The organism is Paenibacillus sp. HGF5 (assembly GCF_000204455.1).
Lineage (GTDB): Bacteria > Bacillota > Bacilli > Paenibacillales > Paenibacillaceae > Paenibacillus_AQ > Paenibacillus_AQ lautus_A.
Genome location: NZ_AEXS01000004.1, coordinates 1 through 21614, shown reverse-complemented (window position 1 = coordinate 21614; position 21614 = coordinate 1). Strand labels below are relative to the sequence as shown.

Here is a 21614-nt window from a genome sequence, read left to right as displayed (position 1 = left end):
GGCTTTTTCATTGTAAAACTGCATATCCCCGATTCAAGAAGCCATAAACACGTACCAAACAAGGACCAGCGTCAGCACAATGCAGGCATTCTCTACCGTGCGTCCCCATTTGCTTCCGGTGCTCATGATCTTCAGCTTGATTCTCCATTTGAACGGAGGAAGCGGACGGATTCCGCGGTTGGTCAGCGCATCTGCGAGCAAATGAATCGAGTAGGATAAACCGCCGGCAAACCATAGGCTTTCCCCGCCGATCTTGCCCTGTGACGCAAAATACAGCAGGCCCGTCCATCCGGCTGCGGCATAGACGGTATGGGTTAACCCCCGATGGGTCACCAAGGAGCCTGCAATCAGCACGCTGCCTGCGATCGTATTCCATGGGCTGAAGCCCTGCCCGAAGGAGATCAGTCCCAAGCCGATCAAAAACATGACGACATGGCGCAGCGTCCGGCTCGGCAGGTACGAAACAACCCCGATCAGCCCGGCCAGGGCGATATTCCAAGGAGCATACTCCTTGCCGTAGAATACAACGAATATGGCAGCGCCAATCATCGCCAGCTGAAGAATTCGCAGCAGCCCGGAAGGAATCGCCTTGCGCACCAGCAGGGAGTTGGGCTCGTCGATGTCGGGAAGCAGCGAGCTGACCAAAGCCACTGCCGCGGCCGGCAGCGTGACAGGCACTCCGCTCATGCCCATGACGGATAACGTGACCCCTGTGCTGATAATCAAATGAGCTCTGCCCATCATGATGACATTCTTCCTTTCTAAGCTCAATGCTGACTATGGAATCGATGGATCGCTGCCGATCTTCACGTCCGATAGCCCAGGGTCATGAGAATATACGTTCGGTTCATTAGTATAGCAAAATCATCCTCTTTTTGTCTACCCCTTCCACTTTTGCGGGCTTAAAAATGGTTGTCCAATCCGCTCATATGGGATACAATTTGATCACTTGCCCATGGCTTACGCCCGGGGACGAATGTACGGGAAGCTGCAATTTGAGTTTCGCATCATCGGAAAGGATGACTACCTAGTGAATCGCTCACGTATCGCCGACATCAGCCTGCTTCTGGTGGCCATGATGTGGGGCTCCACGTTCCTCATCGTTCAGTATGCGGTGCGCGTCCTCCCGCCCATGGCCTTTAATTCGGCCCGCTTTCTGGGAGCGGCCCTGCTCCTCGCATTGATCATCACCCTCTTTTACCGGAATCAGTGGAAGCTAATCTCCGGCAGGATGCTGCTGCATGCTTGCCTGCTCGGTCTTTTTTTGTTTATCGGCTATGCCTTTCAAACGGCGGCCTTCTGTACACGACCACGTCCAATGCAGGTTTCATTACCGGCTTGTCCGTCGTGCTGGTGCCTTTCATATCGTACGCGCTGTTAAAGCATTCCATCTCCAGATTCACTTGGATCAGCGCCTTGCTTGCTGCAGCGGGCCTGTACCTGCTCACCTTCGCCGGATCCGGCATGAGCCTGAACAAGGGCGATGTGCTCGTATTCGTTTGCGCCATCGGTTTTGCGCTCCATATCGGTTATACGGGCGTTTATGCCGGCCGATATCCCTCCCTGCTGCTGGCAGCGCTCCAGATGGCCGTCGTTGGGGTATTCAGCCTGATAGCTTCCGCTTTAACCGAACATGTGGGCAATGCAGCGGATCTGATGGAGAAGCTGACCGAGCCGAACGTGCTGTGGGCGCTCGCCGTATCCATCGGCCCTACCAGCGCATTCGCCTTCTGGATCCAAACCGTCTGCCAAAAATACACGACGCCGTCCAGGGTAGCCATCATCTATGCAACGGAGCCCGTATTCGCGGCACTGACGGGAATTCTGTTTGCCGGAGAACGGCTTACGCTCATCGGCGGCATCGGTTGCCTGTGTATTTTGGCGGGAATGGTGATTGCGGAATTGAAGTCTGCGCCACAAAAGGTACAATAGAGTTAAAGACAGAGACAGAATCAAAAAGGAGAGATACCCATGACAACTTACAAATTGATGGCCATCGACATTGACGACACCCTGATCAATGACGATAAGGAAGTAACCCCTGGCGTCCAGCAGGCGCTTGAGCAAGCGGTCGCCCACGGCGTCGTCGTGACGCTGGCAACCGGACGTGCCTATGCGTCAGCCCAGGCGATTGCCCGTCAAACCGGACTCAACGTTCCCATCATCACCTACCAAGGTGCCTTGATCAAAAATCTGCTCGACGAAAAGGTTCTCTACGAACGCTTCGTTCCCGTCGACGCTGCCGTAAAGCTGTTTGAATACTGCGTGGAGCACAATCTGCATCTGCAAACCTACATTGATGACAAGCTGTATGCCCGCGAAGAGAATCAGAAGCTGATCGATTACTGCGCCCTGAACCGGACGCCTTATTATATCGAGCCTGATTTTATGACGATGGTTCGGAAACCGACACCGAAAATGCTCATTATTGACGATCCCGACTATCTCGATGAACTGATCCCTATATTCCGCGAGCTGCTTGGCGATGAAGTCCATATTACCAAATCCAAGCCGCATTTTCTGGAGTTCATGCATAAGGAAGGCACAAAGGGACATGCGCTGACCTTCCTGGCCGATCATTTTGGCTGCGACCTCAAGGAAACCATCGCTGTCGGCGACTCCTGGAACGACCACGAAATGCTGGAGGCAGCCGGACTTGGCGTCGCTATGGGCAATTCGATTGAGCCGCTTAAGGCGATTGCCGATTACGTTACGCTGGGGAATAACGAAGACGGCGTAAAGCATGTCATTGATAAATTCGTGCTCAACCAAGGTTAATACGAAAAATAACTAGCTGCGCAAACAAGCCTCCATGATATCCATGGGGGCTTGTTCCTGTCCATAAACCGGGCCAATGCGGCGTTCTAACCGATTCCTTGGGAAGCGCAAGGCCGCCGCGGCCTGTCGATCATTCCCGATCCGGGTTAAATGTTAGAATCGGCTTTAGAAGAGCCGCATCGTTGAACTCCAGCAAGCCTACCTCCATGCACAGCTCCATCAGTTTATGAATGCCGTTGAATTGCTGCAGATTTCGTTGATGAATGACCGACAACGCTTCGCGGACCAATTTTTTGGCCTGCTCAATGCTCTGATGCTCCACGGCCTGAATAATCTCCTTGATGCTCTCCAGGTAATACACGGTCCGCCTTAACGAGCGAATCAGCAAAATCTGCCGGACATGCGAGGGACTGTACAGCCGATATCCATTCTCAGGGTTGCGATCGGGAGTGATCAAGCCTTCCTTCTCCCAGTGACGAATGGCGGACGACTCCACGTTGGTCAATTCGGCAACTTCGCCGATCGTCATATGAGCCTTCAGCTTTTTATCCCTGATACTGTCAAGCCCGGGATTCTCAAGCAGGGCTAACGTTTCGTCCGCAATGGTCTTTTCCTGCTGCAGTTTGACCTGCTCCCCGTTCACGAGCCAGAGGGCTTCATCCATCTCCCTCTTCTGGATATGGCGAATCACATCATAGGTTACGGCATAACCGAACCCGGGGAACATGGCCCGCAGACACCGGAAGTAGGCGAGATGCATCTTCGTGTATAGACGGTACCCCTTCTCGTTCCGCTCAGGTGAGGGCACCACTCCCCAAGATTCGTAATGCCTTAAAGCACTCGTACTGATATGCAGCTCTTTGGCGATGTCTTTCGGCTTGTAGTAATGCATGCCGTCCCCTCCCCGACCACGATTGAGAACCTACTTTACCAGAATCGCGGGCCATTGGCAAACCTTAAATTAAAACATTAAGGTGCAATGATAAGGTTTGTGCAACATCAACAAGGGTGTGGGTGAATTCGCCGCCCGGCAGCTTCTCACTTGCATCAATGTAGTATATTGGTTGGTGTAGGGGCAAGTTGAACGTATTCTTAACAGCGGGAGGCTGATCATGATGAATATGCACATAACCGAGGAAGTTCCACAGCTTAAGGAATATTTCGATCTTAGATTCGATGCAGGGCTGACTGAGGTCGAGGAATCGATCGCAGAGACCGCTCTCAACCGCAGCCTGCTCTCCGTCCTTGTCCGTGACGGCAATGACCGGCTGATCGGTATGGGGAGGGTGATCGGCGACGGCGCTTTGTATTTTCAACTGGTAGATGTTATGGCCGCGGCATCCTATCGGGATCAAGGGCTTGAAGAAACGATCGTGTCCGAACTGCTCGGCCGCTTGAAAAAAATAGCGCCAAGCGGAGCCGAGGTCACCGTCATCACGGACGTTCCCGGAATCAAGCTGTATCAACACGCCGGCTTCAAGCTGCTGTACCCTGAACGATACGGTATGGCCGGATCTGTGTGAGTGATATCCGTGCCAGCGACTTAAAGCGGCAATCCTGCCGCATGTTCACGCTATAGGTCTCCGCATGGGAGCCGTCGAGTAACACACATGGCCGGACTAACTACTCCATATTTTTCATTTATTCAATCTCACGGTCATCCCCGCCACCGCCACACGGACTCCCTCTGGCAGAGGCAGCTCTTTCCGAACGTCGACGTCATGCGACATATGGGTATACACCGTTTGGCGAGGCTTCACCTCGGCGAGCAGCTCTGCAGCTTCCTTCATGTCATAGACGGAACGGGTCTCGAATTGGGCGGTTTCATGAACAAAGCTGGTTCCCAGTACCAGGAGATCCACGCCTTTCAACGGCTCCTTTTCCTCCAGGCTGAGATGAATCGAATCCGAATTGTATACCCATGTGTACCCGTCCTTCTGGAACCGGTAGGCGTAGGAGTACCCGTTCTTGCCATGGTTTACTTTCCAGCACGAAATCTCCCAGCCAGCTAATGTAAATCCTTCATCGACTGGCGTCATCTCCATCTGCCGCGGAAGCCACGGGTACTGCCGGACAATCTGGTCCAGCACCTCGGCTGGGGCGTATAGCCGGCCTTTTTCCCTCTGCCATCTGCAGGCATCGCTCCATTCCGGAAGGCCTCCGATATGATCAAAGTGGGCGTGCGTAATCAGCATATCGCTCATTTTTCGAATCCCGAGCCCCTCCATCATGCCGCGCCAATCCGGACCGCAGTCGATCATAAAGGACGTTTCGCCGCACTCCACCATCACCGAGGAGCGCAATCGCCGGTTCACGCCCGTACTCCTCGCTTCCGTGCATACCTCGCAATCGCAATATACCCGCGGGACGCCCATCGCATCCCCGGTTCCCAGAAAAGTTAATGTATCTCCGCTCACACGTATCCCCCATTTTTATGTATTGGATTCCTTCACGGTTAAGCAAACCTTGTCCCTTTATTGTATTAGCGCACGAAGAAAAAAACAAAGACCGCCGGGCTCATCCCGAACGGTCTTTCGTCATTTATGTCATACGATCGATATGGCTATGATAGCAATTCATTAAGCAAACGAGGGCTTATTATCGTCAACAGCTCCGCTGATGACCTTGACGTACTTCTTATCCACACCTTCCACGGAAGGACCGACATATACACTGCTCTTGCTTGAGCGTCTGACCGAGCGCTTCCGGGATTTCAGCGTACTCATCATCGGTACGGGCCCCCGAACCACCCAGCTGCTGCCATTGGCGGACCCCTGCGGATGACCTGACGTTCTCTTCTTCTCATTCCTGCTCACGACGAATCCCCTCCAACTAAATGCCTGATGGTACGAAGCAGCTCACGATTCTGTTCCACAACCTCCGCGAGATCTTCATCCGTAAGAATCTCATGTCCCGTAAAATGCACGGACAATACATGATTTACACCTAAAGGATAGCAGAACACATACACCTGCGCAACTTCCTCTTCGTGATAAAATGCCCATTTTCCACTATTATAGACATCAATCACGTAAATCGACTGGTTGCTTGGCGAATGATCCTTTTTCCCATCGAACGGGAAATACCGTCCTTTACCTACATTACCCCCAATTTGGGCAATGCCTTCATCTCTTCGTCCCCAAAAGGCTGCGCCGGTCACCCGGAAATCCCCTGCAGCCGGCGGGAGCAAGGAGTTTCGGACGGCTTCACTCAGTGCATGATATTTTTCCGCTTCATCGCTCACATGCACGTTTCGGTTATATTCCCAGAAAAAAATGCAGCACGCTTTGCTTGCGTCTCAGCTCCGCATCCTTCTGTTCAATCAATGTGCTCGGGTTGTTATAGAATCCTTCGGTTTCGATCGCGCTCAGAATATGCCCGCAGGCGACATCGACGGCAGATTTATAATCATCGTCGCTTCGAAGCTCGTATTCGAGCAGCGTAATGCCCTGCAGGTCGGAGAGTAGGTGATAATCCTTAACGATCACGTCTTGAACGGAACTGCTGTCTGCCTCTACCTGATCCGGAATGATGCAGTATACCCTTCGCCGCCCGAGCCTTCCCCAGTATAGCCCCATCTCAAACAACGTGTTGTCGCGGGTAACAAATACATGTTTGCCTCGAATGAGCGCCACATCATCCGGAGAAAAGACGAACACACCAAAATCACTGGACGCCAGCTGCTTCTCCAAAGCTTCCATCGTATACATATTCGCCCCGAACGTACCCCCGTACCAAGGCGTCACTTGGGCGGAGCGTTTGATCTGTTCGTGGATCGCCCTTGCATACTTGATGGCCTCTCTGGAAGAACCTATGAATAAATTGGGCTTCGGTATGGTCATAGGCACATCCTATTCTCCCTTTGTTATACATTTTAGTCTTATTCGACCATTATAACAAAGTTGCCTATTTTTGGGTGAAAATTATGGCAGGCGCATGTTGGTATAGTATATGCTACGGTTTCAAAACAGACCCCATAAATAACCATGCACCCGTGTCCCGATCTTCAATGGCAAAGAAAAAAGGGCGGTTGATATTCATGGCGATCGGCTCGGTAGGCTCGGCGCTTTCCGTTATTCCCACCGCTGTCACAGCTGCGGCCTTTGTCCCTTTTTCGCTGACATCGACAATCGTCTGGTGTGTGACATGATCGATCCAAAATCCATCTCCTTGTTCGGCCATTTTGCTAAAATCAGCCTCGACGGCGTCGAATGCCTTGACCATGCCAAGGCTCTTAAGGGCATCCGGAAGCTCAAAGCTCTGCTCCGCCTTAAACTTGGGCAGACTGAGCTGAACCGTTTCGAACGAGTAATCGCCTTTCCAAACGGACGCATCCTTCCACAGCTGCCGATGCAGCTTATCGATTGTGGAGGATTCCTTCGGCAGGATGACCAGCATGTGCATGCGGCCATCTCCATATGGAATGCGGATGGCCTGCCAGGACTCTCCTTCTTTATAGCTGTATCTATCTTCCCTCTTCATCATAGGGACTTGTTGAATGGTGCCGTCAGATAGCGTAAATTCTTCATCCACGGTATTTGCCGGATCAAATTCATCCGTCCACCCGCCGTTGAAATATATGGCATTGATCAGGACCGCAACGCCGCCTGGCGGCTCATGATATATCTTAGGGATCATGCCGCTGGTTTTGTCTTTCACCCATTGGTTAATTGCATGCATTGCCTCCTCCTGCTTAAGGTCCGTCTCCCTGACCTCCGCGCCGTAACTGTCCTTTACGGCCTCCGCATAAGCCTCCTTTAGCTTAAGACCTGGCCGGTGCCAAACGGAATTAGCCACGTTCAGCACAACGCCGCCTCCATTCTCCAGCAAGGAGCGGAGCTGGCGGTTGCCTTCATTGATGCCTGCATCATTCATGCCCCTCCAGCCCAGCATATCGGCCATCTCGGCAGCCGTATCGCCCGCAGTCCCGTTATAAGCCAGTGCCAAGGCCTGCGTGATGCTGTATGGAGAAATAATCAGGTTATCGCTCGTGTACTCAGGGTTATCCGATAACGACTGGTGCAGCCGTAAACCAAAATCATTCTGCGCTTTCACCATGCCGGCATCCACCTTGCCTAATACCTCTTTGCGTTCCTGCGCCGACAATTCCTTCACTTTGGTCTGCTTATGCGCAATGCCCTGCGATTCCCCTGGCTGGATCCCGCTGTCCTGAGCGCAGGCGGTAAGCCCAACAAGCAAACATAGGCCTGTGAGTATCTTTTTATTCCGCATCACCTTGTCCCCCTTCAATGCCAGATTTTTGATCTATCTGCTATTGACGGAATCGACACACCTAATGTTTCATATAAAGGATCATTTATCCAAATTCAGTTGGCAATCCACTTCATCACCGCTACAATGAATAGATGAGTTCCAGCAACATACCTAAAAAGACATGCAGAGCGAAAGGGATTTCTACATATGCAAAAAATCCGTCTTGAAGGCAGCAAAGTGACGCTGCGATCCAGGAAACCCGAGGATACCCCTGTTCTATATAATCTGATCTATGGCACGAAGAACCCGGAATGGAAAAAATACGACGCCCCTTATTTTCCGCTCAAGCAGATTTCCTACGAAATTTTTGAAACGCAGTGGAATGCCGACTTCGAAACCGATCAATTTCCGAGCGATCTGCTCATCGAAGTCGAGGGCACAACGATTGGCATCGTCACATTCTATTGGGAGCATGAGGCCTCTCGCTGGCTGGAAGCCGGCATCCTGATTTATGACCCGGGCCGTTGGAGCGGCGGGTACGGTACGGAAGCACTGTCGTTGTGGGTAGATTGCCTGTTCCAAAACCTCACCATCGCCCGTGTCGGCATTACGACCTGGTCCGGCAATCCGCGAATGATGCGCTGTGCGGAAAAGGTGGGCATGCAGCTCGAAGGCCGTATGCGAAAGTGCCGGTATTACGACGGCGTCTATTACGACTCCATTCGCATGGGCATTCTGCGAGAAGAATGGGAAGCGCGCAAAACAACCGTATAGAGCAAGATAGTACGGAATAATCTGTATACGTGGCATATTTGCAAAAAAGGAGGCGTCATTCAGACGACTGCTAATGTTCTGTACGTACAAATAAGCGAGCCGTCAGGATATCCTGAACGGCTCGCTTTATCTCTTTTTTTGTCGCCGACGGCCATGCAAGAAACGCAACTCGCACGCGACGATCCCTCATGAACCCATCAATCGCTCCGTATACCACCGAGAACCGAGCATCACAGCCCTGCCAGCACCTGATACCAAACCCCTCGCTTTGAATACAGCGTCTCGCGCACCTGGTCCCATCCGCCCAGATACTCGATGTCGAACAGCCCCGGCGGGTTGGCAAACCGCTCCTTCGTCTGTTCAAACACCGATTCCTCGACGGGACGGAAGCCATGCTTCACGAAGATGTTCTGCGCCTCCGGCGTACGCAAGTACTCCACAAAAGCCGCCGATACATCCTCAGTGCCGTGTTTCTTCGCAAACCGCTCCACGACTGCGGCCGGATTCTCGATCAGCATCGTATGCTGCGGTACAACAATGTCATACTGGACGCCTTGGGCAATCCGGGCCAGCAGCTCGTTCTCATACGTAACGATCACATCCCCGACCCCGTATTCAAAAGCCGCCATCGAAGCCCGCCCGCTTTTATCGAGCGACTCCACATTGCGGTGAACCGCTTCAAGGAAGGCTTTCGCTTCGGCAGGATCACGCTTTCCCTTCTCTTCCGATTGTTTCAGGCCGGCGCCGTATATCGCGTTGATGTCCCACTGCGCCCCGCCCGAAGTCTTTGGATTCGGATACAGCACCTTGACGTCCGAACGGGTCAGATCGTCGAAATCCCGTATCCCTTTCGGATTTCCGGCGCGGGTACCGAGAACGACAATCGAGCGTGTCACCATGCCGTTATACGGCTGGGATTTCCACTCCTTGTCGACGAGTCCTGCCCTGACGAGCTTATCGACATCCCCTTCCATGGCAAGCAGCGTGACGTCAGCCTCAAACCCGCCCGTAATGGCGCGCGCCTGTGTTCCGGAGGCCTCGTAGGATTCCTGAAAACGAATGGTTTCTCCCGTCTGTGCCTTCCACTCGGCTTGAAAAGCGGGGATAATCTCGGACAACGCATCTCTGGCCACGCTGTACGCGCCCAGCACGATCGTTCGCTCGCCCGGTTGCGATATCGCTGCTTCGCTGACGGGCTGATCATCAGCACATCCTGCGATAAGCAAACTGAAGAGAAGCGCCATGCCCACTTGCAGGAATGAAGTTCGTTTCATATTCAAGATCCGCATGAATCCACTTCCCTTCGTTATTTAGAATCATCAGATCATAATCGGCATCGGATCGACCTTCAGGCGATTTTCCTCGATCCAGCTGTGCTCGTCGTTAAAGAGATATGCCCGATGAACGAGGACGCGGACCTCTTGGCCCGGCTGCAGCGTTTCTTTCTCCAGCGACCGGTAGGTGATCAGTTTATGTCCCTTGACCTCCACCTCCACCAGCCACTCGCTGCCGCGGAAATGCAAATGGCGGACAATCCCCGTCTCCGTGGCGGACAGCACGCTGAAATCATGCTCGCTTCCAATCTCGATATATTCCGGGCGAATTAATGCGCGCGTCGCATTCTTGTTAGCGGCTGCCTCAAATCCCTTCAGCTCGGCAGCGCTTGAAATGACGGTGGACTCGCCTATGAAGGAAGCGACAAACGGCGTCTTCGGCTCCTTGTAAATATCCCACGGCGTTCCCTTCTGCTCGACGCGCCCCTGATTAATGATCATGATCTCGTCCGCGACTTCAATGGCCTCGTCCTGATCATGCGTAACAAAAATCGACGTGATGCCGACCCGTTCGATCAGATCGCGAAGCCAGGAGCGAAGCTCTTGGCGGATCTTCGCATCGATTGCGGCGAACGGTTCATCCAATAAGAGCAGCTGCGGCTCGGGCGCAAGCGCTCTGGCAAAGGCTACGCGCTGGCGCTGTCCGCCCGATAACTGGTGCGGGTAGCGGCTCTCGAAGCCTTTCAAGCCCGTCAGCTCCACCAGCTCCATCACCCGGTCTTTGATTTTGGCCTTAGCGGCCTTCTTCACCTTCAAGCCGAAAGCGATGTTGTCAAACACGGTCATATGCTTAAACAAGGCATAGTTCTGGAACACAAAGCCGATGCCGCGCTCCTGCGGCGGCAGGTCATTGACCACTTGGCCATGAAAGGAGATTTGTCCGGAATCCGGATTTTCAAGCCCGGCCAGCATGCGCAGGATGGAGGTTTTACCGCCTCCACTGGGCCCCAGCAGCCCGATCAGATGCCCCTTTTCAATCTCGAAGCTGACATTCTTGACGGCGTGAAACGTACCGAAATGCTTGTTCAGATCGCGAACTTCCACATGCATATCAATGCACATCCTTTCTTTTTTTGGCCCATTCCATCAGCAGCAAGAGACCTACGGAGAAGGCGGCCAGTACCAGCGCCACTCCATTCGCCGCAGCCACGTTGAAATTCTCCACGTCCTGATACACTAGCGTCGTCGCCGTCTGGGTTTTGTTCATAATGTTGCCGGATACAACCAGCACGGCGCCGAACTCGCCCAATGAACGGGCTACCGTGAGCACCAGACCGTATACGACGGCCCACCGGATGGAAGGCCACGTTACTTTCACGAACGTGGTCCACCCGTATGCCCCAAGCGTCGCTGCCGCCTGCTCCTGATCGTTTCCGATCTCCTGCAGCACGGGCATAACCTCGCGAACCATCAGCGGGAACGTAACGAAGAGCGTCGCGATCACCATGCCGGGGAACGCATATACCACCTTAAACCCGATTCCTTCAAAAAAACCGCCGATGATGCTGTCGGGTCCGAGCAGCAGCACAATCATCAAACCGCCGATGACCGGCGAAACAGCGTAGGGCAGGTCGACAATGCTGTTCAGAATGCCCTTGATCTTTCGGCTGAGCCAATTTGCCCGCACCAGATACAGCGCCATCATGATGCCAAACAACGCATTCAAAAAAGTAACGAATACCACAATCAGACCCGTCATCATCAGGGCATGCAGGGCTTCAGGCCTGAGCAGCCCCTCCGCAAACCCGTCCAGCCCCTTATCGAACGCACCGATCGCAATTCGGGACAGCGGAATGATCAGCAGGATGATAAATACGGCATACGTAAGTCCGATCCATAATCGTTTCAAGCTCGTCTCCCCCTCTGCTGCACGGCATTGATCACCCAGAGGATGATGAAGGAGAGCGTAAGAAGCAGAATCGATACGGCAGCCGCTCCGGCCGGATTATCGCTCTCCACCTCACCAAAAATAAATACCGAAGCGATCAGCGTCCTGCCAGGAATGTTGCCGGCCACCAGGACGACGGCACCGAATTCAGCCAATGCCCTCGAGAAGGCCAGCATCCCTCCGCTGATAATTCCCGGCAGCATCGAGGGCAGGATAACTTTAAAAAAGGTTCTCGTTCTGGAAGCGCCCATCGTATATGCGGCCTCTTCCTCCAGCGGGTCCAGCTCTTCCAGCAGCGGCTGAACCGCCCGGATTACAAACGGAAACGTGACAAACAGCATGGCGACCACGATCGCAGGCTGATGGAACACAATTTCAAAGCCGAGCTTCTCCGCCAGGCCTCCAAGCAAGCTCCCCGGCCCAAGCAGCAGCAAAATCATCAAGCCGCCAACGGCCGTCGGCAGCGCAAAGGGCAGATCCACCAGACTGTTCAGCAGCGTCCTTCCCGGAAATCGATACCGTATGAGCACCCAAGCAATCATCGTTCCGATAAGCACGTTGATGAAAGTAGAGATTAGGCCCAGTTTAATGGTAAGCAGCACGGCCTTCCAGGCGATCGGATCCATTACGCTTTCCGCAAAATGGCTCCATCCCGCAGAGAATGATTGCACATACACCCCAAAGATCGGCAGTACGATCAAGGCAAGAAAATAAAGCAGTACGGTGCTTCGAAAACCCCAAGTCCAACCTTTATGACGAATCCATGTTGTCATCTCGTATCCCTCCCGCCTCCGGATGGCATTCCGGTCGACTCCTCCACAAACCATCTTTATATTTCCTATTTGTATACTTGGTTTTACTTTACACATACTTTACCAAAAGCTGAATCCCATCGTCAATCCATCTTTTGCACTTTATCGGGTAAAATAAAAGAAATGGAAAAAGTTGAGGAGGTTATTGCGATGCTGTATACGGGTGAATTGGCTACGCAAGGACGCGATGAGATGAGGGATATTACAAGGGAGATCCACTCTTTCGTGAAACAAAGCGGAGTCCAGCAAGGAACGGTCCTGATCTATTGTCCGCACACGACGGCGGGAATCGCCATCAACGAAAACGCCGATCCCGATGTGAAACGGGACGTGCTGATGTCTTTGGATGAGGTCTATCCATGGAAGCATCCCAAGTATCGCCATGCGGAGGGCAACACGGCCTCCCACCTTAAATCGATCACCTGCGGCCCTTCGCAGACCGTGATCATTCAGAACGGGCACCTGCTTCTTGGACGCTGGCAGGGAATTTACTTCTGCGAATTCGACGGACCGAGGCAGCGCCAATATCATGTGAAGATCATGGAAGGATAAAACCGGCAATTGAAACCGGCAGTCAAGCGAATGAAATAAAAGCACAAAAAGCAGACAGGTGCATGCAAGGGAGCGCGCCTGTCTGTTTTATGGTTCATTAGGTGATTGACGTTTCAACGCTAGGTCGTTGTAACGGATTGAAGTGTCAAGCTGCACGTCTTGGCAGCATGAAAACATTAGACTCTACTGTACAGACTCCGGCATAACACTTTGATATGGGTAAGAGCGGCTGGTTTAATCTCATCAAAACCGATTCTGTCCTGAATATAATACGATATAAATCCATGCAGCGACAAAAACAAAGTCAGCGGAACGGTTCGCCGTTCTTCATCACTGTAATTCTCCTCCAGCAAATACTGACGAACCAGCATAGCAAACATTTCAAAACAGCGTCCCTGCTCAGAGCGACAGTAAGACAGCAGCTCTTCGTCCCGGATCATGAACATGATTTCGTACTGGTAAGGATTATCCAGACCGAAACGGACGAATTCCAGCATCAGCTGCTCCAGCTTCGATACCCCGTCACAGGGAGGCTTTACCGAGACCTCCAACAGCAAATCATTTAGATCATTAAAGTCCTTCATGACAATGGCGTAGAATAGCTCCGCCTTTTCCTTAAAGTGATAATACAAAGAGCCGTGGCTATAACCCAAATGCTGCCCGATGCTTCGCATCGAAATGGCCCTGTATCCTTTGGTTATGAACAAATGCCTGGCTGCTTCCAGTATCCGCTCTCTCGACAACTCGCGTTCGACTGCTCTTCTTGCCATATTATTTTATTCCCCTTCAATAAAATAAAGCCGCTCTCCCTCCGTGATCAAGGACTGCCCCTGTGTCAAATCCACCATCCAAGTCATAAAGCTCTCCGCATCACCATCGAGCGGCAAGCAGGTCAAAGTCACCGTGTCGGCAAAGTTTGTCTCTCCCATGCGTACGTTCCGGTTACGAAGCTCGTTCTCCACCTTACCCAGCCAGGTATAATCCAGCTCCACAAAAATCTCCCGGTGAAGAACCCTTGTAATCGGTTCGCCTGACTCGATCGCAGCCACGGCTCCATCGGTGTACGCCCGGATTAATCCGCCCGCACCCAGCATAATGCCGCCAAAATAACGCGTGACCACGATAGCTACGTTCTTCCGGCCCTGATTGCGGATCACCTCGAGAATCGGCTTGCCGGCCGTTCCGCTCGGTTCCCCGTCATCCGATTGCTTCTGAATCTCATCCCGCTCGCCAATCATGTAAGCGGAACAATTGTGCGTAGCATTCCAATGTTTTTTCTTGATCTCTTCAATAAAAGCGACGGCTTCCTCTTCGGTTTCTACCGGCATTACATGCCCGATGAAACGCGATTTCTTGATGACGATCTCCTTGGAGCCCGCCTGACGTACCGTTTTGTAACGATCCAGCATGAAACAACAACCACCTCTATATTGCCAAGAAAGCAGTCCACGGCAATGATATGCCAGCGGACTGCTTCCTTCAGCGTCTTACGTCTAATCCAATGAAAGTGTCGGGTTATTCGGAAAGTCTAGCTTCCAATTCGGCCTTCTCTTTCTCGTACCCAGGTTTGCCGAGCAGCGCGAACATATTTTTCTTGTACGCCTCTACGCCCGGTTGGTCAAACGGGTTGACACCCAACAGATAGCCGCTGATACCGCAGGCCTTTTCGAAAAAGTATACCAGATATCCGAACGAATAGGGAGTGAAATCTGGAATTGTCACAATCAAATTCGGAACTTGTCCGTCTGTATGGGCCAGCATCGTGCCTTGGAACGCCTTTTTGTTGACAAAATCCAATGTTTTCCCGGTCAGGAAGTTCAATCCGTCCAGATCGTCCGGATCCGATTCGATCGTAATATGCTCGGATACGTTCTCCACCTGAATGACGGTTTCGAAGATGTTGCGGCTGCCTTCCTGGATGAATTGACCCATGGAGTGCAGATCGGTAGAGAAATCGACGGATGCCGGGTAGATCCCCTTGTAATCCTTACCTTCGCTCTCGCCGTACAGCTGTTTCCACCATTCGGATACAAAATGCAGGGAAGGCTCATAGTTCACCAGGATCTCGATGCCTTTGCCTTTACGGTAAAGCGCGTTGCGAACCGCTGCGTATTGGTAAGCCTCGTTCTCGGCAACGTTCGGGCTGCTGTACTCCTTGGAGGCGTCGGCCGCGCCCTGCATCATCTCTTCGATATTGATGCCTGCCGTCGCGATCGGAAGCAGACCTACCGCGGTCAGAACGGAATAACGTCCGCCCACATCGTCAGGAATGATAAAGGACTCGTAGCCTTCCTCGGTCGCCAGCTTCTTGAGGGCGCCCTTCGCTTGATCCGTCGTCGCGTAAATGCGTTTACGCGCTTCTTCCTTGCCGTATTTCTTCTCCAGCTCCGCACGGAAAATACGGAAAGCGATTGCCGGTTCCGTCGTTGTGCCGGATTTGGAGATAACGTTGACGGAGAAGTCTTTGCCTTCGATCAATTGAAGCAGATGCGAAACATACGTGGAGCTGATGTTGTTGCCCGCAAAGTAGATTTCCGGCGTCTTGCGCTGGTCCTTCGACAGCTCGTTATAGAACGAATGCGACAGCATTTCGATGGCTGCGCGCGCACCCAGGTAGGAGCCTCCGATTCCGATTACGATCAGGACGTCCGAGTCGCTTTGGATTTTGGCGGCCGCTTTCTGGATGCGGGAGAATTCCTCTTTATCGTACTGAGTCGGCAGGTCGATCCAGCCCAAATAATCGGAGCCGGCGCCCGTACCGTTATGTAACTGTTCATGAGCTGTGCGGATCGGCTCAGCGAAATAATCAACTTCGTGCTGATTGACAAAGGTCAGTGCTTTACTGTAATCAAACTTGATTTTTTTAGACATGCCTTAAACCTCCTGTGAATTTAGAAATAGGATACTTTAATTTAATAAAGACCGCAAGTTTCACGGGCCAACTGTCATCTATTCTTCATGCGCGGGACTCCTTCCCGCTTCCATTCCCTGCAAAGGCTGGCTTCGTTTCGGGAACCCGTGCTAAGATAGAGTGGATCAGGAATCCATAATCGAAGGTGATATAGACTATGAAAAAAATCGGGTTTATCGGACTGGGCACCATGGGCGCTCCCATGGCCTCCAATCTGCTGAAGCAGGATTACGATGTGACGGTATATAACCGCACACACGAGAAATGCCGTCCGCTCGCCGAACAGGGAGCCTCCATCGCGGAGACGCCTCGGGAAGCGGCCGAAGGGCAAGATCTTGTCATTACAATGGTAAGCAACGACCAATCCATCCGGGATGTATTCTACGGAGAGAACGGCCTGCTTGGCTCCCTGACGAGCGGGATGACCGTCATTGACTGCAGCACGATCTCCGAAAGCCTGGTTAAGGAAATTGCCTCCGCCGTTTCCGGCCTCGGCGCTTCCTTCCTGGATGCCCCGGTAACCGGCAGCAAGCCTGCAGCGATTGATGGCACCTTGGTCTTCATGGTTGGCGGTGATGCCGCCGTCATCGAAGCGCAAGCCGACGTTTTTGACACCCTGGGCAAAAAGGTCATTCACATGGGGCCTAACGGAAGCGGCGCCGTGGCCAAGCTCGCGCACAATACGATTGTGGGCATTAACAACCTGGCACTGGCTGAAGGCTTCGCCATCGCCGCGAAAGCAGGCATACCGGCAGACAACTTCCTGGAGCTCGTGCAGCTGGGATCGGCCGGCAGCAAAGCGGCGGAGCTGAAGGGACGCAAAATCATCGAAGGCGATTTCAGCAACCAGTTCTCGCTGGCGCTCATGCTCAAAGACCTGAAGCTGGCCTCTTCGCTCACCGACGGCATCGGGATGCCGTCGCCCATGCTGAACCTGGCCAAGAGCCTGTTTCAAGCCGGTGCCAGCGAAGGCTATGGCGACGAGGATCTCTCCGCCGTCGTGAAGTGCTACGAGGCTTGGATCGGCCAGAAGATTGGCGGCCAGCAGCCATAATCAGACAAGCCATGCATCTATAATGGCTCCTTCTCGTTAGTTTTCGGTTCATCCGGACTAGGAGGAAGGAGCTATTTTTTTGGCTATTCCATCATTTTCCTCTCGGCAAGAAACTTTTTGCGTTTCACTTCCGTCTACTATGCAAAGGGAGGAATTTACAACATGAAATGGACCAATCGATTAAAAGCAATGGCAGCCGCTGTCGTACTAACCGCTGTTCTGTCCCCTGCAATAGGCGGTTTGCCAGCCTCTGCAGCAGTTAAACCATCCGCAACCATTAACAACGTAACCGCAAGCGGCGACGTGCTGATCAGGCAGGGCACCACCTTTGTTACCCTTACCGATCTCAAGCCTATGGGCAACTACGTCATGAAGTACGACAACCAGAAGAAACAGGTGACCATTCAAGGCGATAACCGAACGGTGATTCTCGCGGCCGGAAGCACCAGCATGGAGGTGAACGGCGTTAAGAAGGCGCTCCCTGCAGCCCCGCTGCTGCATAACGGCAAAACCTTGATTCCCCTAAGGGCCGTTGCCCAAGCCTTCGATGCCAGCGTCTATTGGAACGGCTCTTTAAAAACAGCTTATATCAATAAGGCAGAGCCCGATATCATCGCCGACTTAAAGAGCTCCGATCTGGCCACCGCCCGGAATGCTGCAGCCAAGCTTCCGTATTCATCCGAATTGAAGAAACCTGAGCTGGACATGCTGCCCGTGGAAATGCAGGGCGTGGATTATTATTTTCCCAAAGGCCAATCCCAACGCTTTTTCCTGGTAGATAACGATATCGCCAGCTATTTCGAAATCCGCGGCAGCGTTAAATATCTGAAATGGCAGGGCAAGCTGGATTATTCCGCCAAGGTACCGGCAAACCAAGATCTGTTCTTCCTGCCTGCGCTGAAAGCGGAGATCGGCAAGCAGCCGGATACCGGCAATTGGACCCTTGCCAAATTCGTATTCCGCTACCCTTCCGGCGTCACCAGCTACCGCCTGCTCGACCGCGTCCAAGAATGGGGCGAAGGATACGTAGAGCTGGACAACCGGGCTCCCGGATATAAAGGCGAGATCGTGACGATCCCCGAGGAATAAGTCCATTATATCAACCGCCGTTAACGGCCTGCGTTGACATCCGGCATTGACAGTAAAGGCTCAGAGCCATCGGCTTTGAGCCTTTTTGGCATATTCACTGCTTTAGGTGCCGTTTGTCCTGCTACATCGTCGGATAAGAGCAGCAATAATCCGTCACGGTGCGGATTTCCAGCTTGAAGCTTGAATTGCCCGGCACGTTAAAGGTCGCGGGCTCTTGAATCTCCAACCACTCTTGCTCCCCGGGCAGCAGAACACGCAAATCGCCGGACAGGATTTCCATGATTTCAGGGCCATCCGTGCCGAATTCATAGCTTCCCGGCAGCATGATGCCGAGCGTGACCTTCTCCCCATTCTCCAGCAGCACCGTGCGGCTGGTTACCTTCCCCTCATAGTACACATTGGCTGCTTTCGTGACGGTCGCATTCTTGAATTGTGTCATCGACAACTCTCCTCCTCCAAAATATGTAGGCTTGATATATGGACGGCACCCGCATCATGCGGGTGCCGGAAAATCAATATGGAGTTAAATCAGGGTGTTGTTACAGCAAACCTTTTACGCGGCTAACCACGTTCTCAACGGTAAATCCGTACTCGGCAATGACGCGGTCGCCAGGAGCGGAAGCGCCAAACGTGTTGATGCCGAGAATGTCGCCTTTGTCGCCCACGTAACGCTCCCATCCGAACGGATGAGCCATTTCAATGGCAAGACGGGCTTTAACGTCAGGAAGCAGCACGGAATCTTTGTAAGCCTGATCCTGGCTGTCGAACAGATCCCAGCTCGGCATGCTGATGACGCGTACGGCAATGCCTTCTTCGGCCAATGCCGCTTGTGCTTTAACGGCAAGCTGAACCTCGGAACCCGTTGCAATGATTTGAGCCTGCACGTTCCCATCTTTTGCGTCGGAAACCACATAAGCTCCGCGTTTGATGCCTTCACGCGCATGGTCCGCCGTGCCTGCGAGGATCGGAAGATTTTGACGAGTCAGCACCAAGGCTACCGGACGATCCGTGTTCTCAACCGCATAAGCCCATGCAGCGGAAGTCTCATTCGCATCTGCCGGACGGATAACGGTCACGCCTGGAATGATGCGCAGGGAAGCCAATTGCTCGATCGGCTCATGCGTAGGGCCGTCTTCGCCGACAGCGATGCTGTCGTGCGTCAGCACATACGTAACCGGCAGCTTCATGATCGCAGCCAGGCGAATGGCCGGACGCAGATAATCGGTAAATACGAAGAACGTACCGCCGAAAATTTTCAATCCGCCATGGAGAGCGATACCGTTCATCGCGCCAGCCATCGCAAATTCGCGAACGCCATAATACACGTTGCGGCCTTCATAGCTCTCCGCGGTGAAAGATGCCAGGTCGTTCAAGTGAGTCATGGTGGAGCTTTCCAGGTCAGCCGATCCGCCAAGCAGCTGCGGTACGCCTGCCGTCAAACCGTTCAGCGCTTTACCGGAAGCCACGCGAGTGGAAACCGCTTTGTCGTCCGCGCTGTATTTCGGAAGGTCTTTGTCCCATCCTTCAGCCAATTTGCCGGATTCGCCGCGCTCGAATTGCGCAGCCAGCTCTGGGTAAGCCTCTTTGTATTTCGCGAACTGATCCACCCACGCTTGATACGCAGCAATGCCGCGTTCTTTCACTTTGCCGAAATGCTCGCGCACTTCCTCCGGCACGTAGAAGTCCTCTTCATATACCCATTTATAGAATTCCTTGGTCAGCTTCGCTTCGTCGGCTCCGAGCGGAGAACCGTGCGTACCGCCATGGCCGCCTTTGCCTTGCTTGTTCGGGCTGCCGTAACCGATGACCGTTTTCACTTCGATCAGCGTCGGGCGGTTCGAATCGCCTTTCGCTTCCTCGATCGCTTTCTCGATCGCAGGCAGATCGTTGCCGTCTTCTACGCGCAGCACTTGCCAGCCATATGCTTCAAAACGCTTCGCCACGTTCTCGGAGAAGGCCAGGTTCAGCTCGCCGTCAAGGGAGATATCGTTGGAATCGTACAGCATGATCAATTTGCCAAGCTTCAGGTGACCTGCCAGGGAAGCCGCCTCGGAAGCCACGCCCTCCATCATGTCGCCGTCGCCGCAGATCGCGTACGTATAGTGATCCACCACGTTGAAACCGTCTTTATTGTAAGTCGCGCCCAAGTGAGCCTCAGCCATTGCCATACCTACGGCCATGGCCACGCCTTGTCCGAGCGGACCTGTCGTTGCATCAACGCCGGCCGTATGGCCGAATTCCGGGTGCCCCGGGGTTTTGCTTCCCCATTGGCGGAACTGTTTCAGGTCCTCAATGGACAAGTCATAGCCGCTCAGGTGGAGCAGACTGTAGAGCAGCATGGAGCCATGTCCTGCAGACAAGACGAAACGGTCGCGGTTAATCCACGCCGGCTGGTCCGGGTTATGATTCATCGTCTTCGCGAACAGCTGGTAGCCCATAGGCGCGGATCCCATCGGCATGCCCGGATGACCGGAGTTGGCTTTTTCGATCGCGTCGATCGCCAATGTCCGGATCGTTGCGATGGACAGGTTGTCGATCGTTTGGTTATGTTCAGTTGTCATGATTCGTCCTCCTCAAATCTTTTCCATAGTAAGCTTCGAAAATGAAGGCTTCTTACGTCCCTCCAGCCCCGATTCGCTTGGTATCAGAGCAGTTAGGAATGTTGAGAATATCATTTTGACTCTTATTGTATCACCACACGTCTTTCATTTCCATAACGTAATTGTCAATGTTGTGTAAAAGTCGTCAGGGCTGCCGACATCCCTCTTGCATTATTTCCCTTATAAGTCCGGTTATAACCGGATTCGACATCCGTTAAACGATTTAGGGGACATCGCCGGCATGGAAAAAGTTACTGCATTCGGGCAAAGAAAAAGCTTCGGTCTAAGCTGCACATCGACAGCCGGACCGAAGCTTTCGGCGGCACATCAGCGCGTGCCGCGTTTTTTGGCTTTGAGGAGGCGATCCATGGAGGAGCCTCCTTCCGGAGCCGGCCCCGTCTCCCCGGGCCGGCCGCTGCCGTCCCCCTGCGCCTTCGGCGGCGGGGGTGGCGGCGTGGGCGCGCTTCCCTTGCGCGCGCCCTGGCTTGCGGCCGGCTTCGCCTGCGCCGGCCGCTCTTCCCGCAGCGGAGCATTCGCCCGCTGCGACTCGCGCGCCTCCGGCGGGGCCTTGCGGCCCCCTGCCGGAGCTGCGCCGGGTGCCGGGGCAG

General features: G+C 53.3%; 21 protein-coding genes and 2 pseudogenes. 8 read left to right on the top strand and 15 right to left on the bottom strand.

All coding sequences use genetic code 11. The annotated features are described in order from the left end of the window. Positions 1 to 33 precede the first annotated feature (33 nt). A complete protein-coding gene (locus HMPREF9412_RS00470; protein ID WP_009589269.1) occupies positions 34 to 744 on the bottom strand; it encodes a metal-dependent hydrolase in 711 nt (236 codons plus the stop codon). A gap of 286 nt (positions 745 to 1030) precedes the next feature. Here HMPREF9412_RS00470 and HMPREF9412_RS00465 point away from each other — a divergent pair. Both HMPREF9412_RS00465 and HMPREF9412_RS00460 read left to right on the top strand, forming a co-directional pair. After that, positions 1031 to 1932 (top strand): annotated as a pseudogene (locus HMPREF9412_RS00465) (DMT family transporter). Positions 1933 to 1971: 39 nt separating this feature from the next. Further along, positions 1972 to 2778: a Cof-type HAD-IIB family hydrolase gene (locus HMPREF9412_RS00460; RefSeq protein WP_009589265.1), complete on the top strand. Its 807-nt coding sequence runs from the start codon at positions 1972 to 1974 to the stop codon at positions 2776 to 2778. 130 nt (positions 2779 to 2908) lie between these two features. On the opposite strand, the gene HMPREF9412_RS00455 is transcribed toward HMPREF9412_RS00460, so the two are convergent. After that, positions 2909 to 3670, bottom strand: a complete 762-nt coding sequence (locus HMPREF9412_RS00455; protein WP_009589276.1) for a TioE family transcriptional regulator — start codon at positions 3668 to 3670, stop codon at positions 2909 to 2911. Between the two features lie 220 nt (positions 3671 to 3890). Between HMPREF9412_RS00455 and HMPREF9412_RS00450 the strand changes: the two genes are divergently transcribed. Further along, positions 3891 to 4301 (top strand): GNAT family N-acetyltransferase, encoded by a 411-nt coding sequence (locus HMPREF9412_RS00450; RefSeq protein WP_009589246.1) that lies wholly within the window; start codon positions 3891 to 3893, stop codon positions 4299 to 4301. 114 nt (positions 4302 to 4415) lie between these two features. On the opposite strand, the gene HMPREF9412_RS00445 is transcribed toward HMPREF9412_RS00450, so the two are convergent. The 4 genes and pseudogenes from HMPREF9412_RS00445 to HMPREF9412_RS00430 all read right to left on the bottom strand — a co-directional run bounded on the left by HMPREF9412_RS00445 (position 4416) and on the right by HMPREF9412_RS00430 (position 8010). Beyond that, positions 4416 to 5153, bottom strand: coding sequence for an MBL fold metallo-hydrolase (locus tag HMPREF9412_RS00445; protein WP_175320726.1), 738 nt, complete (start codon positions 5151 to 5153; stop codon positions 4416 to 4418). 204 nt (positions 5154 to 5357) lie between these two features. Then, entirely contained in the window at positions 5358 to 5594 is a 237-nt protein-coding gene (locus HMPREF9412_RS00440) for a hypothetical protein (protein WP_009589256.1), read from the bottom strand. Continuing rightward, positions 5591 to 6620 (bottom strand): annotated as a pseudogene (locus HMPREF9412_RS00435) (TIR domain-containing protein). The gene HMPREF9412_RS00440 and the pseudogene HMPREF9412_RS00435 overlap by 4 nt, the downstream one beginning before the upstream one ends. A 112-nt stretch (positions 6621 to 6732) precedes the next feature. Further along, positions 6733 to 8010, bottom strand: a complete 1278-nt coding sequence (locus HMPREF9412_RS00430) for a serpin family protein (protein ID WP_009589278.1) — start codon at positions 8008 to 8010, stop codon at positions 6733 to 6735. A gap of 189 nt (positions 8011 to 8199) precedes the next feature. On the opposite strand from HMPREF9412_RS00430, the gene HMPREF9412_RS00425 reads away from it, so the two are divergent. Next, a complete protein-coding gene (locus HMPREF9412_RS00425; protein ID WP_009589242.1) occupies positions 8200 to 8766 on the top strand; it encodes a GNAT family N-acetyltransferase in 567 nt (188 codons plus the stop codon). Positions 8767 to 8996: 230 nt separating this feature from the next. On the opposite strand, the gene HMPREF9412_RS00420 is transcribed toward HMPREF9412_RS00425, so the two are convergent. The 4 genes from HMPREF9412_RS00420 to cysT are packed head-to-tail and all read right to left on the bottom strand — an operon-like array spanning position 8997 to position 12761. Then, positions 8997 to 10055 (bottom strand): sulfate ABC transporter substrate-binding protein, encoded by a 1059-nt coding sequence (locus tag HMPREF9412_RS00420; RefSeq protein ID WP_009589267.1) that lies wholly within the window; start codon positions 10053 to 10055, stop codon positions 8997 to 8999. Positions 10056 to 10085: 30 nt separating this feature from the next. Further along, positions 10086 to 11150 (bottom strand): sulfate/molybdate ABC transporter ATP-binding protein, encoded by a 1065-nt coding sequence (locus HMPREF9412_RS00415; protein WP_009589258.1) that lies wholly within the window; start codon positions 11148 to 11150, stop codon positions 10086 to 10088. A 1-nt stretch (position 11151) separates the two neighbouring features. Further along, complete coding sequence (locus HMPREF9412_RS00410) at positions 11152 to 11949, bottom strand: sulfate ABC transporter permease subunit (RefSeq protein ID WP_009589250.1); 798 nt, start codon at positions 11947 to 11949, stop codon at positions 11152 to 11154. Continuing rightward, a complete protein-coding gene (cysT, locus tag HMPREF9412_RS00405; RefSeq protein WP_009589271.1) occupies positions 11946 to 12761 on the bottom strand; it encodes a sulfate ABC transporter permease subunit CysT in 816 nt (271 codons plus the stop codon). Before cysT ends, HMPREF9412_RS00410 begins: the two co-directional genes overlap by 4 nt. 189 nt (positions 12762 to 12950) lie before the next feature. On the opposite strand from cysT, the gene HMPREF9412_RS00400 reads away from it, so the two are divergent. Next, entirely contained in the window at positions 12951 to 13352 is a 402-nt protein-coding gene (locus tag HMPREF9412_RS00400) for a secondary thiamine-phosphate synthase enzyme YjbQ (protein WP_009589272.1), read from the top strand. Between the two features lie 176 nt (positions 13353 to 13528). Here the strand turns inward: HMPREF9412_RS00400 and HMPREF9412_RS00395 are convergent, their stop codons facing one another. The 3 genes from HMPREF9412_RS00395 to HMPREF9412_RS00385 form a co-directional block, all read right to left on the bottom strand. Continuing rightward, positions 13529 to 14122 (bottom strand): TetR/AcrR family transcriptional regulator, encoded by a 594-nt coding sequence (locus HMPREF9412_RS00395; RefSeq protein ID WP_009589260.1) that lies wholly within the window; start codon positions 14120 to 14122, stop codon positions 13529 to 13531. 6 nt (positions 14123 to 14128) lie between these two features. Further along, entirely contained in the window at positions 14129 to 14761 is a 633-nt protein-coding gene (locus HMPREF9412_RS00390) for a YigZ family protein (RefSeq protein WP_009589243.1), read from the bottom strand. Between the two features lie 106 nt (positions 14762 to 14867). Then, positions 14868 to 16223 carry a glucose-6-phosphate isomerase gene (locus tag HMPREF9412_RS00385; RefSeq protein WP_009589268.1) on the bottom strand — a complete coding sequence of 452 codons (1356 nt, stop codon included), beginning with the start codon at positions 16221 to 16223 and terminating at the stop codon, positions 14868 to 14870. A 197-nt stretch (positions 16224 to 16420) separates the two neighbouring features. Here HMPREF9412_RS00385 and HMPREF9412_RS00380 point away from each other — a divergent pair, with 197 nt between their 5' ends. Continuing rightward, positions 16421 to 17317, top strand: a complete 897-nt coding sequence (locus tag HMPREF9412_RS00380) for an NAD(P)-dependent oxidoreductase (protein WP_009589257.1) — start codon at positions 16421 to 16423, stop codon at positions 17315 to 17317. Between the two features lie 162 nt (positions 17318 to 17479). Next, entirely contained in the window at positions 17480 to 18406 is a 927-nt protein-coding gene (locus tag HMPREF9412_RS00375) for a copper amine oxidase N-terminal domain-containing protein (protein WP_009589251.1), read from the top strand. 121 nt (positions 18407 to 18527) lie between these two features. Here HMPREF9412_RS00375 and ppnP read toward each other — a convergent pair whose 3' ends face one another. Both ppnP and tkt read right to left on the bottom strand, forming a co-directional pair. After that, positions 18528 to 18845, bottom strand: coding sequence for a pyrimidine/purine nucleoside phosphorylase (gene ppnP / locus HMPREF9412_RS00370; protein WP_009589264.1), 318 nt, complete (start codon positions 18843 to 18845; stop codon positions 18528 to 18530). Between the two features lie 100 nt (positions 18846 to 18945). Continuing rightward, on the bottom strand, positions 18946 to 20967 hold the full coding sequence (tkt, locus tag HMPREF9412_RS00365) for a transketolase (RefSeq protein ID WP_009589249.1): 2022 nt from the start codon (positions 20965 to 20967) through the stop codon (positions 18946 to 18948). Positions 20968 to 21172: 205 nt separating this feature from the next. Here tkt and HMPREF9412_RS32710 point away from each other — a divergent pair. Further along, positions 21173 to 21614, top strand: a 442-nt coding sequence (locus HMPREF9412_RS32710; RefSeq protein ID WP_217492355.1) for a hypothetical protein, incomplete at its 3' end; no start/stop codon positions are given.

Coding starts and splice junctions, on each gene's coding strand:
- HMPREF9412_RS00430 (WP_009589278.1), bottom strand. CDS start 8,010: ATGCGGAATAAAAAGATACTCACAGGCCTATGTTTGCTTGTTGGGCTT.
- HMPREF9412_RS00445 (WP_175320726.1), bottom strand. CDS start 5,153: ATGGGCGTCCCGCGGGTATATTGCGATTGCGAGGTATGCACGGAAGCG.
- cysT (WP_009589271.1), bottom strand. CDS start 12,761: ATGACAACATGGATTCGTCATAAAGGTTGGACTTGGGGTTTTCGAAGC.
- HMPREF9412_RS00385 (WP_009589268.1), bottom strand. CDS start 16,223: ATGTCTAAAAAAATCAAGTTTGATTACAGTAAAGCACTGACCTTTGTC.
- HMPREF9412_RS00460 (WP_009589265.1), top strand. CDS start 1,972: ATGACAACTTACAAATTGATGGCCATCGACATTGACGACACCCTGATC.
- HMPREF9412_RS00400 (WP_009589272.1), top strand. CDS start 12,951: ATGCTGTATACGGGTGAATTGGCTACGCAAGGACGCGATGAGATGAGG.
- ppnP (WP_009589264.1), bottom strand. CDS start 18,845: ATGACACAATTCAAGAATGCGACCGTCACGAAAGCAGCCAATGTGTAC.
- HMPREF9412_RS00420 (WP_009589267.1), bottom strand. CDS start 10,055: ATGCGGATCTTGAATATGAAACGAACTTCATTCCTGCAAGTGGGCATG.
- HMPREF9412_RS00395 (WP_009589260.1), bottom strand. CDS start 14,122: ATGGCAAGAAGAGCAGTCGAACGCGAGTTGTCGAGAGAGCGGATACTG.
- HMPREF9412_RS00375 (WP_009589251.1), top strand. CDS start 17,480: ATGAAATGGACCAATCGATTAAAAGCAATGGCAGCCGCTGTCGTACTA.
- HMPREF9412_RS00450 (WP_009589246.1), top strand. CDS start 3,891: ATGATGAATATGCACATAACCGAGGAAGTTCCACAGCTTAAGGAATAT.
- tkt (WP_009589249.1), bottom strand. CDS start 20,967: ATGACAACTGAACATAACCAAACGATCGACAACCTGTCCATCGCAACG.
- HMPREF9412_RS00470 (WP_009589269.1), bottom strand. CDS start 744: ATGATGGGCAGAGCTCATTTGATTATCAGCACAGGGGTCACGTTATCC.
- HMPREF9412_RS00425 (WP_009589242.1), top strand. CDS start 8,200: ATGCAAAAAATCCGTCTTGAAGGCAGCAAAGTGACGCTGCGATCCAGG.
- HMPREF9412_RS00380 (WP_009589257.1), top strand. CDS start 16,421: ATGAAAAAAATCGGGTTTATCGGACTGGGCACCATGGGCGCTCCCATG.
- HMPREF9412_RS00455 (WP_009589276.1), bottom strand. CDS start 3,670: ATGCATTACTACAAGCCGAAAGACATCGCCAAAGAGCTGCATATCAGT.
- HMPREF9412_RS00415 (WP_009589258.1), bottom strand. CDS start 11,150: ATGCATGTGGAAGTTCGCGATCTGAACAAGCATTTCGGTACGTTTCAC.
- HMPREF9412_RS00390 (WP_009589243.1), bottom strand. CDS start 14,761: ATGCTGGATCGTTACAAAACGGTACGTCAGGCGGGCTCCAAGGAGATC.